Here is a 12,936-nt window from a genome sequence, read left to right on the forward strand (position 1 = left end):
GAATCGGACTGGAATTATTCCTTGCCGATATAATCTTTCCCTGATCAACTTGGAGTATAGCTGAATAAAAAAATTATTTTTCAATTAATAAAAAAACATTTGACATTAATAGAAAAAATACAATATTTTTAATGAGCTTATAAATACTGTATTAGTAAAGGACTAACTAAAGATGTTGACCATTAATTCCGATATCGCAAAAGCAAAGACAATTCCATCCGAATTTTATACTTCCTCTGAATGGTTTGAACTGGCCAAAGAAAAAATATTTGCCCGCAGCTGGCAGTTTTGTATGGGAATGGAAAGTTTGCAGCTGGAGCAGCAACTGGTACCATTTACGCTGCTGCCAGGACTTCTGGATGAGCCACTGCTGTTCTCGAAAGATGAGCAGGGTCTTTTGCATTGCCTGAGTAATGTCTGCACTCATCGAGGGAAAATTTTAATAGAGCAACCCTGCAGCGCTCAGAAAATAAAATGCGCCTATCATGGTCGGCGATTTAATCTCTGTGGAAAATTTTTACACATGCCTGAGTTTGAACAGACCCAGGATTTTCCTTCTGAAAAAGATGATTTAACACAAGTTCCTTTCGCTTGCTTTGAGCCATTTATTTTTGCTTCTTTAAATCCCTTAATTCCCTTTGAAAGCGTCATCGCTGAAATCAGGGATCGATTATTCTGGTTACCTATGGAAAAAATGCGTCTGGATGTGAACCGTTCACGCGATTATCTGGTGAAGGCAAACTGGGCGCTTTATTGCGAAAATTATCTGGAAGCTTTGCATATTCCATTTGTACATCATTCATTAAGAAAAGCGATTGATTGTACCACCTATACTACTGAAGTTTATCGCTATTGTAATTTGCAACTGGCGCTGGCCTCGCAGGGCGAAATCAGTTTTGAATTGCCTGAAAATGCTGTCGACTATGGAAAAGAAGTCGCTGCTTATTATTACTGGATTTTTCCAAACACCATGTTGAATTTTTATCCCTGGGGATGCTCTGTAAATGTGGTTAAGCCGATTAATCCCGGGTTGAGTAAAGTTTCTTTTTTAACCTACGTTCTGGATGAATCAAAATTAGGATTGGGGGCTGGCGGTGAACTGGATAAAGTGGAGCGAGAAGACGAGGCGGTGGTCGAATCAGTACAAAAAGGAATCCGCTCGCGTTTTTATGATAGCGGCAGGTTTTCTCCAACCAAGGAGCAGGGTACGCATCATTTCCAGCAGTTAGTTTGTCAGTTTTTGAATAACTAGTCAGTTTTTGTTTTTAATTCTAAAAAGGATTTGGAATGAACAATACACAAGAGGGTCATAGTTTACACCGTAAACTGAATGCGCGTGTACTTAGTATGATTACTCTGGGCGGCTCAATAGGAACAGGAATTTTTCTGGGAAGCGGTAATGCCTTGTCGCTTGCAGGTCCCGGCGGAACCTTGTTCGCTTATCTAGTGATAGGATGTATGGTGTATTTTCTGATGACGAGCCTTGGTGAAATGGCGGCTTTTATGCCCACCTCCGGGTCGTTTTATGTGTATGCAACACGCTTTGTCGATCCTTCGCTGGGTTATGCTCTCGGTTGGAATTACTGGTATAGCTGGGCAGTTTCTATTGCCTCTGAAATAGCTGCCTCCGCCATCATTATGCAATACTGGTTTCCACAGAGTTCTTCCTTATTATGGTGTTCACTGTTTCTCTCTCTGGTGATTGGTTTCAATGCGATTTCCAGCAAAGCCTTTGGTGAGGCGGAATACTGGTTTTCTTTTATCAAGATTGCAGTGATCATTTTATTCATTGTTGCAGGCTTAGGCATGATCACCGGGTTAACAGCCTATGAACCTGTAGGCTTCAAAAACTGGCATATTGGAGATGCCCCTTTTCATGGCGGTATCTTTGGTGTTTTTGCTGCCATCATGGTGGCTGGATTTTCTTTTCAGGGCACGGAGTTAATTGGTATTGCCGCTGGAGAGAGCCAGAATCCCGAAAAAAATGTTCCCAAAGCAATTCAATTGATTTTCTGGCGTATTCTGCTGTTTTTTATTTTCTCCCTTCTGATTATCAGTTTATTAATTCCTTACACCTCCCCGCAATTGATTGAAAGCAGTGTGTTAATGAGCCCCTTCACTCTGGTATTCAAGCATTATGGCTTTGCCGCAAGTTTCATGAATATTGTCATTTTAATAGCCATTTTATCGACGGCAAATTCAGGAATATACGTGGCAAGCCGTATGTTCTGGTTCCTTGCAAAACAAGGGCATATACCTTCTGTATTCAGCCGGGTTAATCGCAGGGGAGTGCCCATGGCAGCACTAATCGCCACAGCCAGTGTCGCATTGCTGGCTTTCTTTTCGTCTTTTTTTGGTAATGGACGCGTTTATTTATGGTTACTGAATGCCGGCAGTCTGGCTGGATTTATCGCCTGGATGGGAATTGCAGTGAGTCATTATCGTTTCCGAAAGGCTTTTCTGCTAAAAGGCTATGAGCTTAAAAACCTGCCGTACAAGGCCAAGGCCTACCCCTATGCGCCGTTGCTGGCGTTTATGCTTTGCTTTATTGTAATTGGAGGGCAAAACTATAAAGCGCTTTCTGCTTCACCTGTTGACTGGTACGGCTTGCTGATTTCTTACATTGGCTTGCCTCTGTTTATTGGTTTGTGGCTGATCCATAAGTGGTTTAGGAAAACGAAATGGGTAAAGCTTGAAGACTGTTCTTTTGCTTTGGATTAGCATTTTTCTGTGATTAAAGGATAATAGGAGAAAAAGGAAGCGACCCACTATGACTGGAAAATCAGCAGCCAGGATCCTTTGGCAGACTCATTTGCAGCAGTTAAGCGACATTTGGACTTTTGGCATTGAAAATGATTTTAAACTTTTTTTAAGCCCCCTGTTCATGCGTCTGAAGCTTGGCAGTATTTTTAATCTGCAGGAGCACTATTATATTCAAGGCTTTATTCGGCTAATCAGATCGCTTCCGGAAACAGCACAGAAGGGCTTTCTCGAAAATATTGCGTTGGATGACTTGCAGTTGTTTGATATCAATTGGCAGCCGAATGTTATTGTGCTGAGCTATTTGGAAGAACCCAATCTGAACGCGATGGCAGAATATATTGTTCGTTACAAGCAATTGCTGGCAGATACCAAGTTGTTGCGTGATGAGTTATTCGTCCTGGAGCAGGCTTTGGAATTATCCCCGGATAATTTATTGTATCGTGCGCAATTGAAGCAAAAAGGGCGTCTGCTCGAAAACCATTTTCAACTGCCCGCGGTTTCAGTGCTGAGCTCCATTCAAAATGCCAAAGGAAGCCCAGTCTTTTCTGTGGTGACTCCTTTAGCTGAGAGGGTAATGAATACCGATTGTGTTTTAAAACCTGGCTGAGTACATTCACACTTATACCCACGAGGCCACACTGTTGCGTGCTCCCATCGTGATGCCCACGTGCCCCCACCCTAATGCCTACGTGCTCCACCGTGGTGGCCACGTGCCCCCACCCTGATGCCTACGTGCTCCCACCGTGGTGGCCACGTGTCCCCACCCTGATGCCTACGTGCCCCGATTTATTCGGGGCATCCAGGAGGAACCTTAAGTTAAGGAATTATCATGGTTGTGCCCTTGACCTAATGGCGCTTACTTAAAATATTTACCTACGTCACCCGACTTGTTCGGGTGATCCCGCTTACTCAAAGGACGGGAGTGAGGATGCCCCGGACAAGCCGTGGCCATATCATTACCCATAAGTAAGGAGATTGTTGTTGTATTAAAATTTCCTTACATTTGAGATAATAGAGCCTTTTAACGGCAGTAGCATCCATGGAATGGGTAGAAGATGAGCTTGGTTGCGTGAATATAGGTGATGAGCGTTTAAATAAACGAGCAAAAACGATATTAAAAAGATTGGGGGCTAATCCCAGCGCAAGTATTCCTGAAAGCTGTAAAGGTTGGCAGGAAACAAAGGCAGCATATCGGTTTTTTGAGAATGATTTAGTTACCTCAAAAAAAATTATTAAGCCCCATAGACAAGCGACGCTTAATCGAATTAAAGGCCATCCGGTAGTCTTATTACTTCAAGACACAACTACGCTGAATTATAGTGGTCAAAAAGAACGAGAAGACCTAGGTCCTCTCCAACAAGATAATGTACGGGGTTTATTTCTTCATCCCACTCTTGCGGTGACGCCTAATCGTGATTGTTTAGGGATAATTGACTATGAACAATGGTCACGAAAGCCATTGGCGCATCGAAGTGTCAAAGAGCGAAAAGCGGAGCGCTGCTCCAAAGCAATCAAGGATAAGGAAAGCTATCGTTGGGTTAGGGGGTATAAGAAAGCCTCTTGTCTTGCGAAGTTTATGCCTGATACTCAATTTATTTATATAGCGGATAGAGAAGGCGATATTTATGATATTTATCATGAAGCGAATACTGCTTTTGCAAAAGGCTCTGCAGACTGGGTGATTAGAGCCACATTTGACCGTGCTATTTTAGATGAGAATCACCCTAAAAAAAGCACTAAATTAAAAGCCAGTGTAAAAGCCTCTACAGGGGTTGGGCAAGTAACGTTTACAACCTCTTCATTTGGGAGTAGAAAAAAACGAGAAGTAACCCAAACTATTTATGCAAAAGAGGTGACTTTGCGCCCACCTCGAGAAAAAGCAAAAGAAGGTTTTACTCCCGTACAACTCACTACAATTATTGCTACAGAAACAAATCCTCCACCTGGTGAGAAAGCAATCGAATGGACTCTTTTAACAAGTATCCCTATCCCTAATTTAGAAGCTGCTTTGAAAGTAATTCATTGGTACTTGTGTCGTTGGCAGATAGAAATCTTTTTTAAAATATTGAAAAGTGGATGTACTATTGAAAAATTACAATTAAGTAATAAACAACGATTTGACCCTTGTCTTGCTCTCTATCTCATTGTCGCTTGGCGTATTTTATTCATGACCATGATTGGACGGGCTTCACCTTCCTTAAGCAGTGAGTGCCTATTTGAAACAATAGAATGGCAAACAGCCTACATTATGATTTATGAAAAACCTCCTCCGCATGAGCCACCTACCCTCAAAGAGATGCTGGGAATAATTGCTCAATTGGGCGGTTTCCTCGGACGAAAACATGATGGGGAGCCCGGCCCTGCGGTAATCTGGAAAGGCTTACGAAATCTTTATAATTGTATTAATGCGCGTGAAGTATTTACACGCGCTTTTGGCCATACTTATGGGTAATGATATGGCCGTGGCACGTAGGCGGGAGTGGGGATCCCTCGAACAAGTTCCACTGGGAATATATTAAGAATAATATCCAGCGCGCCATTTTTTTTGTACAATTTCAGCTAATCTTTTCCTGGAATTTCTATATGTCGTATATTCAATCTACCGCCCATTTCGAGACTATTTCCGACTTCTTGCGTTTTGGCTACAGCGAGGCGAACAAAGCCGGGCTTTATTATGGCCATGGAACCGATAACGCCTGGGACGAAATATTCTGGCTGGTTACTGCCAGCCTGCACCTTCCGATTTCGGTGGACAGACAGCTTTTGTCTGCCCGCCTGACCTCTGCGGAGAAAGAAATGCTGGCTGAGCGCCTGAGCAAGCGTATTATTGAGCGCATACCGGTTGCTTATTTAATCCAGGAGGCTCTTTTCTGCGGTTTGCCATTTTTTGTAGATGAACGAGTTCTAATTCCACGTTCTCCAATTGCTGAATTAATCAATCACCAGTTTTCACCCTGGATTGACGCGAATCAGGTGCATCGAGTCCTCGATCTCTGTACTGGCAGCGCCTGCATTGCTATTGCCTGTGGCTATGTATTTCCTGATGCTCAAATTGATGCGGTCGATTTGTCGCCTGAAGCTCTGGAAGTTGCAAGAATAAATCGTCAAAAACACGAAATGGAAGAACAGCTGCAACTTATTCAGTCTGATTGCTGGGAACAAGTACCGGCTGTGCGCTATGACATTATCGTTTCGAATCCGCCTTATGTTGGATCACAGGAAATGGCCACATTGCCCGATGAATATCGCCATGAGCCGGAAATGGCGCTGGAATGCGAAGACAATGGACTGGTTATTGTTGAAAAAATTATGGCAAATGCCCATCATTACCTGACAGAGCATGGTATTCTGGTGGTTGAAGTGGGGAATAGCGAAGAGGCTATAATTGAAGCCTATCCTGATTTGGATTTCATATGGCTCGATTTTGAGCATGGGGGGCAAGGTGTTTTCCTGCTGACTGCCCAGCAATTAAAATCATATTTTGGAAAACAAGGCGAATGAGCGGCAATACCTTTGGAACGCTTTTTAAAGTGACGACTTTTGGTGAAAGCCACGGGCCGGCACTGGGCTGTATCGTGGACGGCTGTCCTCCCGGTTTAATCTTGTCGGAAACGCTGATACAGCCCTTTTTGGATAAGCGAAAACCTGGACAGTCAAAATACACCACCCAGCGTCGGGAAAGCGATACGGTGCAGATTTTGTCAGGTGTATTTGAAGGAAAAACCACCGGCACGCCCATTGCGCTGGTCATTCACAATACTGACCAACGTTCAAGAGATTATAATGAGATCAAGGACTTGTTCCGACCAGGTCATGCTGATTTCACCTATCATTATAAATATGGACACCGCGACTATCGCGGAGGCGGCCGTTCATCGGCGAGAGAAACAGTGGCGCGTGTTGCTGCAGGAGCGATCGCGAGACTCTATCTCAAACAGTTTGCCAATATTGATATCATCGGTTTTTTACAGCAGATGGGTAAAATTGAATTAGAATTTGTCGATGAAAGCGCTATCGCGCAAAATTCTTTTTTCTGCCCCAATCATCATCAGCCCGAAGAGCTGGCGAATTATATTGATGATTTACGGCGCCAGGGCGATTCGGTAGGTGCTCGAGTAACCGTTATTGGGAGAAATATTCCTGTGGGTCTTGGCGATCCTGTTTTTGATAAACTGGATGCTACCCTGGCCTTTGCAATGATGTCCATTAATGCGGTCAAGGGCGTAGAGATAGGCGCTGGTTTTCAATCAGTCACTCAGCAAGGCAGCGAACATCGTGATCAAATGTCCAAAGAGGGTTTCTTGACGAATAATGCCGGCGGCATACTGGGAGGAATTTCCACAGGGCAGGAGCTTAAAGTCAGTATGGCTTTAAAACCCACCTCCAGTATTGTCAAACCTGGACAAACCATTAATACACAGGGTGAAGAAGTGACTGTGGTGACCAAAGGCCGTCATGATCCCTGTGTAGGGATTCGTGCGGTTCCAATCGCAGAGGCGATGATGGCTTTGGTCTTAATGGACCATTTTTTGCGGCATCGTGCTCAAAACAGTCAGTAATAATCGATACAATTAACGGGGTAACTTATGAGCAGGCGATTAAATATAGCAGTTGTAGGCGCCACAGGGGCTGTCGGTGAAACTTTATTAACTGTACTGGAAGAACGTGATTTTCCAGTGGACAATCTTTATCCCTTAGCCAGCGAGCGCTCTATCGGAAAAACAGTAGAATTTAATGGTCAAACCTTTGATGTTCTTGATTTGGCACATTTTAATTTCAATGATGTGGACATTGCTTTATTTTCCGCGGGCGGGAGTGTTTCCAAACAATATGCACCCATTGCAGCGGAAGCCGGCTGCATTGTCATCGATAACACCTCCTGCTTTCGTTACGAAGACGATATTCCTTTGGTCGTTCCTGAAGTAAATCCAGAGCGCATCAGGGATTACCAGAATCGAAACATTATCGCCAACCCCAATTGCTCTACTATTCAGATGGTTGTCGCCCTAAAACCTTTACATGATGCAGTGGGCATTTCGCGCATTAACGTGGCAACTTATCAGGCTGTCTCCGGAACCGGAAAAAAAGCGGTCACCGAACTGATTAATCAGGTGGGTGAGTTACTTAACGGCCGTCCACCCAAAAGTTCAGTCTATCCCCAGCAAATCGCTTTTAATGTGCTGCCGCATATTGATGAATTTCAGGATAATGGTTACACCAGAGAAGAGATGAAAATGGTTTGGGAAACCAAAAAAATCATGGAAGATGATAGCATTCTCGTCAATCCTACAACCGTACGGGTTCCTGTTTTATATGGCCATTCAGAGGCAATCCATCTCGAACTCAAAGCGCCCCTATCGGTAGAAAAAGCAAGAGAATTACTGAAAAAAGCCCCTGGGGTGGTTCTGGTCGATGATCCGGCAAAGCTTAAATACCCGACACCAATAACCCATGCGATTGGTCATGATGAAGTATTTGTGGGCCGCATCAGACAGGATATCACTCATCCCAATGGGCTTAATATGTGGGTGGTTGCTGATAATATCCGAAAAGGTGCTGCAAGCAATGCGGTTCAGATTGCTGAAATTCTGCAAAGAGAGTATTTGTAATCGAAAAGGCTTGAAATTGAAAAAATAGGCCCAAATATAAACAAATGGGAGTTTAGGCATAGATATCTATCCATCACTCCTATGCCCTGAGAGGTGGTCACAAAATTTAAATATACTATAAGAGCCTACGTACCCCGCTTTATGCGGGGTATCCAAAAAGGGTAGTGAGTTCTAAAATGCTTTTGCCAATCAGACGCATTGCCTGGATACCCCGCATAAAGCGGGGTACGTAGGGATTTAACATTATAATTATAAATCAATGTGTTATATTCCAATTTTGTTACCATCTCTCAGGGACAAGCCAAGGGACGTAGGTGTACACACTCGAGGAGCTTGGGTGCTGAGAGCTGACTGCGTTTTTAGAGATGTGTATATACCAATGTATGGAGAGGTGGTACTTTTTAAAAAAGTTTAATAGCAGGTTTGAATAACCTATACTTTTATTAGTTTCTTAATGTAGGCCACGAAAATGTCATTGCTCAAGAGGCGGACAAAACAACCAAAAGATTTTGTAATCACCCAGCATCCCCGGGATCAAACAATGAATGCCGGGTACAGAGCCACATTTTCGGCTGTGGCGCAATCGGAGTCGGCCGCTGTTTTTGTTCAATGGCAAATCAGCAGAGATCAGGGGAAAAGCTGGCTTAATATTCATAATGCCAATCACAATACCTACACTACAGAGCGGCTAACCCCGACTGCAAGCGGTAATCTTTATCGTGCAGTGTTTTCTGACGGAAAAAAATTAGCATTGGCCTCTGATGCTGCCCGATTGACGGTGATTGATGTATTGAACCGCGGCAGGACGAGGGGGCTGCCAGGTGTCGATATTCCTGATCGCTTCGATCAAAGTTCTTATCTGGTTGATGAAAACCGTTCCATTGAGCGCAAACGGCGTTTACTCGAACAGGATGGACACCGCAGGCTGGCGAGAGTTCATGCACGCGAACACAATGACGAGGAAGTGAACAGAAGCCCGGAAGGTGAGCTGCAGAACTCAATCATGCAGCATCCGCTATTGGCTGATCAGCGCTATGATGGCTATGATCCAAATGTTAACCCTGAACCGTCGCTGAATTCGGAGGCGCGCCGGGAATTTGATAATGAAAAGCGTAAACAGGAACAGGAAAAACAATTGCGATTGGGTAATATGCCCAAGTTCACCGCACCAAGACCGAGTCCTAATTAATGACAATTGCAAATGATATTATTAGCGGCCGCATGCCTGACTTTGAGTTCTATCTGCGACAGGGCGAATCTCTTGACGATATTGACGAGTATGGGTTTACGCCTCTAATCGAATGCGCAGTCGCCAAACGGCCTGAAATTGCAGCTCAGCTGCTCAGCCGAGGAGTCAATGTTAACAAACCGGACGTCACTGGACGAACTCCTTTGCATTGGGCGGTAGACAATAATGATTTAAATATGACGCGTCTATTGCTGGAACATCGGGCTAATCCGAACGCCTATACAAATGCCGGCTTGTCTATTCTGGTCTATCCGGTTTTACGTAGTCAGGACAGTTTAAAGCAGATTCTTTACCAACATGGCGCAAAACTTGATTTTGCCCTTGATTTTATTTTGGGTAAATTGCTGGGGCATCGTTTTGAATTGCAAGGGGATGTGGATATTGTCAATGCCGATAATGAATTCGTCGAGCTTGATTATGAAGGCTTCATTCTGGAATTTACTGTCGCTATTCTGAAAGATTCGCTGCGACGCTTTATCAGTTCCTATTCAACCCGGCATTTGCGGGGCTATTTTCCTTTGCTGTACACCATTATGGATGGCTTTAGCGCCGCTGCTGAGCTGTTGCAGCTACAGCATCAACCAGTATTCACCGAGCAGCATTTTGCGCATCTGAATAATTTACTTAAGTCACCCATCCTGATTCTTCCGGCTGCGAGCCGTGGACATGCCCTGGGATTTGTACGCTATAAAAACTGGTGGGCTAAAATTGACCGTGGTGAAAACAGTTTAAAGGAAGGCTCTGTTAATATATACCGTTTAGGGCGGCCTGACGCGGTTAATCTGCCTTTTTTAAGGGAATTTCTTTATAAAAAGCAACCTCGCAGTTTCTTTCATCAAACCATTAATCAGCTATTGGGATTGAGCCCTGTTCTTCAAATGCCAATCAGTTCTCAAATCAGCGGTAACTGCTCTTGGGCCAATATACAGGCTATCGTGCCTGTGGCTTATGCACTGCAGGAATTGGAGGAAAGTAAGCATTTTTCAGTGGATACAGCGCTGGCTTTATATGATACCTGGGTGGAGTGGGATAAAGACAGAGCATTAGATGATGCAATCCATCGCTTTTACCGCGCAAATAGCCTGAGGCAGGCCAGTATCTGCTCCATGCTGGCGGCAGTACTTTATCAGTCCTGCGACTATAGCAATCCCCATCATTTGATGCGGGCTGAAAAAATTCTGACCCTGCTAACCCTTCCTGATTATTATTATATCTTAAGAAGCTATCTGGAAGAGTATTGCATTAATCGTCTGACCCGGCGTGGCAATAATCTGCTAAAAATACTCGATGATTGCGGTATTAATCCAAATATCGGCGTAACGCCGATTGCGACTGGTTTAAAGGAAAGAAAGTAGCAGATTCATTGATTTTAACTGCCAATTTTGTTTTTATTAGCCTTTCGTTCAAACAAGAATGTTTATGTTTAAACCATTGTACCGTTATTTGTTTCGCTGGGAGTCTTTAACTAAAGAAGAAGTGCTTGAAGCTGACCATTTTTTTGCCTCTTATTCTAAAAACTCAGGTTTTAAAGGCTATATCTATGCTTTAAATGTTGACTTATATAATGCGCTCTATCCGAATTCGCAGGATAGAGGGTATGCGCATGTGGCCAGCGATTCTCATCTTAAGGTTATGTTTGGCTTGCTCAATCAGCAATACTCTTACTTTAAAGAAGTTTCGGATAGGTTATTTAACGCCTTTAAAAATTATTATTTCCTTTTTGAAACGCTTCAGATCAATGAAAAACCTCAGGACAAAGTCGACTCATTCAGATATGCCTATAATGTATTGCTGTGCTTAGGCGATAATATTGAAGCGGCGCTTGATTATCTGGATAATAACTGCGATACCCGGATACCATGGCAAACCTTATTAAATTACATCCCCCCGAAATTACCCGCCATTGAAATAGAATGCTGGCAACGCTTGTTCCTTGAGGATTTTATAGCTGCTAAAGGATTGTTTCATCTGGCTGCCGTGATTGAAAAAGCGCTTGGGAGACCTCCTGTAAATATTGGCGAAGCACGCACTGCCGCAAGAGCCTTGCAATATGCCTCTCGTGCATCGCATCCAGAATTTGCAGCGTTTTGTGTTGAGCACTTTGTTCCGGAATCGGTGTATGAGTTATGCATTAGCGCAAATCAGGAGAATAGCCGTCAGGGTTTTAAAGCTATCTTAAGCCATTTCAACGACGAGCAGCTCCTTGAAATGATTGAAGTAGCGCCCATTGCTAACCTGAATATCGCAACGATCGAACTCCTCTTGAAGAGTCTGCAAACAGAGGATAGACAGATAAAATGTCTGCGGCGTTTCGAGTCGAAAATTAGCAATATTCAGAAAGAATACGAATTTTTTAAATTGTTTGATGCTCTTGGAAGTGCAAAAGCTCAGCAGCAGATAGTAACTATTGCTTCTGTGGAAAAACTGCGCGTCTATCTGGATTGCTTTTACACATTGGAAATGTATCTTAAATCCATAAAGCCTGAGTTTATTCCAGACTTCCTGTCAAGGATTGTTGGCCCAGAGAAGTTAAATGTTCTGGTTTCACAAGAGTTTCACTATGATAAATTGCTAAAATTTCTCAAGCCCTTGGAAATACGGCACCTCGCATTTCTACAAAATCTGTTTAGCCTTGAAAAACTGCGCCTTTTTGCAAAATCAAGCTCATCTCTGGCTGCGCAATTAAGCGCGCTGCCGCTGGATTGCCATTTGGAATATTTGAAAGATATCGTAGGACCAGAGCAATTAAAAACCGTGATCGGCCAAAACTATTGCATGTTAGCCACTTTGCTTAATCCAGTGAAAGATATTCACAGGAAAAGCATACTGTTTGATATTCTTGGGGAAGAGGAAGTACAGGCTACAATCAAATCCTATGGTGATCTGCGTGCCAGACAAACAATCGAAGCTCTTATTCATCCTGAGCACCGTAAGGAGTTTAGGAGGCGACTGACTAATGCCGCTGAGAAAGAAGCAAAAGACTGGGTTAAAAAACAACGTCAAATAATTATAAATAATCCATTTAAAGTAGGTTTGTGGGGTATGGGAGGCGGTGGTGTCGATATTACTCTTCCCGATAAAAGTCAAAAGCGAGTACCTGGGACAGTTGGAAAGCTATGGGAGTATTCATGTAATGCCCGGGCAAAAAAAACCTCTTATATAGATGCCAAAAGGGATATGGAGCTTTGCCTGAGCCAAAGTAAAAAGAAAAACGACTGGGTAACCTTTTTCTCCAGAGGAAAGGAAACGAAAAGATATTATAAACAGGAGACTGCGGCTCTGGACGAAAATCCAAAAAATGAGTTTTCAAGCTAG

General features: G+C 43.5%; 10 protein-coding genes. All 10 read left to right on the forward strand.

Annotation, left to right across the window (positions count from 1 at the left end):
- Positions 1-172 precede the first annotated feature (172 nt).
- The 10 genes from DYH61_RS04045 (at position 173) to DYH61_RS04090 (ending at position 12,936) form a co-directional block, all read left to right on the forward strand.
- Entirely contained in the window at positions 173-1,252 is a 1,080-nt protein-coding gene (locus tag DYH61_RS04045) for an SRPBCC family protein (protein WP_058507929.1), read from the forward strand.
- A 35-nt stretch (positions 1,253-1,287) separates the two neighbouring features.
- Positions 1,288-2,721 carry an amino acid permease gene (locus DYH61_RS04050; RefSeq protein WP_058507928.1) on the forward strand — a complete coding sequence of 478 codons (1,434 nt, stop codon included), beginning with the start codon at positions 1,288-1,290 and terminating at the stop codon, positions 2,719-2,721.
- Positions 2,722-2,770: 49 nt separating this feature from the next.
- Positions 2,771-3,370 (forward strand): hypothetical protein, encoded by a 600-nt coding sequence (locus DYH61_RS04055; protein WP_058507927.1) that lies wholly within the window; start codon positions 2,771-2,773, stop codon positions 3,368-3,370.
- A 432-nt stretch (positions 3,371-3,802) separates the two neighbouring features.
- Positions 3,803-5,215, forward strand: coding sequence for an IS4 family transposase (locus tag DYH61_RS04060; RefSeq protein ID WP_058508923.1), 1,413 nt, complete (start codon positions 3,803-3,805; stop codon positions 5,213-5,215).
- Positions 5,216-5,346: 131 nt separating this feature from the next.
- Positions 5,347-6,264 carry a 50S ribosomal protein L3 N(5)-glutamine methyltransferase gene (gene prmB / locus DYH61_RS04065; protein WP_058508922.1) on the forward strand — a complete coding sequence of 306 codons (918 nt, stop codon included), beginning with the start codon at positions 5,347-5,349 and terminating at the stop codon, positions 6,262-6,264.
- On the forward strand, positions 6,261-7,322 hold the full coding sequence (gene aroC, locus DYH61_RS04070; protein ID WP_058508921.1) for a chorismate synthase: 1,062 nt from the start codon (positions 6,261-6,263) through the stop codon (positions 7,320-7,322). The genes prmB and aroC overlap by 4 nt, the downstream gene beginning before the upstream one ends.
- Positions 7,323-7,349: 27 nt before the next feature.
- Entirely contained in the window at positions 7,350-8,372 is a 1,023-nt protein-coding gene (locus DYH61_RS04075) for an aspartate-semialdehyde dehydrogenase (RefSeq protein WP_058508920.1), read from the forward strand.
- Positions 8,373-8,913: 541 nt separating this feature from the next.
- Complete coding sequence (locus tag DYH61_RS04080; protein ID WP_058508919.1) at positions 8,914-9,561, forward strand: hypothetical protein; 648 nt, start codon at positions 8,914-8,916, stop codon at positions 9,559-9,561.
- Positions 9,561-10,976: a Dot/Icm T4SS effector AnkH/LegA3 gene (gene ankH, locus DYH61_RS04085; RefSeq protein WP_058508918.1), complete on the forward strand. Its 1,416-nt coding sequence runs from the start codon at positions 9,561-9,563 to the stop codon at positions 10,974-10,976. Before DYH61_RS04080 ends, ankH begins: the two co-directional genes overlap by 1 nt.
- Positions 10,977-11,040: 64 nt before the next feature.
- Positions 11,041-12,936 (forward strand): hypothetical protein, encoded by a 1,896-nt coding sequence (locus DYH61_RS04090; protein WP_058508917.1) that lies wholly within the window; start codon positions 11,041-11,043, stop codon positions 12,934-12,936.

Origin of the sequence: Legionella quinlivanii, from assembly GCF_900461555.1 — a bacterium.
Lineage (GTDB): Bacteria > Pseudomonadota > Gammaproteobacteria > Legionellales > Legionellaceae > Legionella_C > Legionella_C quinlivanii.

What these genes read in the sequence shown, in the direction of transcription:
- DYH61_RS04045 (WP_058507929.1), top strand. Translation starts at nt 173, where the DNA reads ATGTTGACCATTAATTCCGATATCGCAAAAGCAAAGACAATTCCATCC.
- DYH61_RS04050 (WP_058507928.1), top strand. Translation starts at nt 1,288, where the DNA reads ATGAACAATACACAAGAGGGTCATAGTTTACACCGTAAACTGAATGCG.
- DYH61_RS04055 (WP_058507927.1), top strand. Translation starts at nt 2,771, where the DNA reads ATGACTGGAAAATCAGCAGCCAGGATCCTTTGGCAGACTCATTTGCAG.
- DYH61_RS04060 (WP_058508923.1), top strand. Translation starts at nt 3,803, where the DNA reads ATGGAATGGGTAGAAGATGAGCTTGGTTGCGTGAATATAGGTGATGAG.
- prmB (WP_058508922.1), top strand. Translation starts at nt 5,347, where the DNA reads ATGTCGTATATTCAATCTACCGCCCATTTCGAGACTATTTCCGACTTC.
- aroC (WP_058508921.1), top strand. Translation starts at nt 6,261, where the DNA reads ATGAGCGGCAATACCTTTGGAACGCTTTTTAAAGTGACGACTTTTGGT.
- DYH61_RS04075 (WP_058508920.1), top strand. Translation starts at nt 7,350, where the DNA reads ATGAGCAGGCGATTAAATATAGCAGTTGTAGGCGCCACAGGGGCTGTC.
- DYH61_RS04080 (WP_058508919.1), top strand. Translation starts at nt 8,914, where the DNA reads ATGAATGCCGGGTACAGAGCCACATTTTCGGCTGTGGCGCAATCGGAG.
- ankH (WP_058508918.1), top strand. Translation starts at nt 9,561, where the DNA reads ATGACAATTGCAAATGATATTATTAGCGGCCGCATGCCTGACTTTGAG.
- DYH61_RS04090 (WP_058508917.1), top strand. Translation starts at nt 11,041, where the DNA reads ATGTTTAAACCATTGTACCGTTATTTGTTTCGCTGGGAGTCTTTAACT.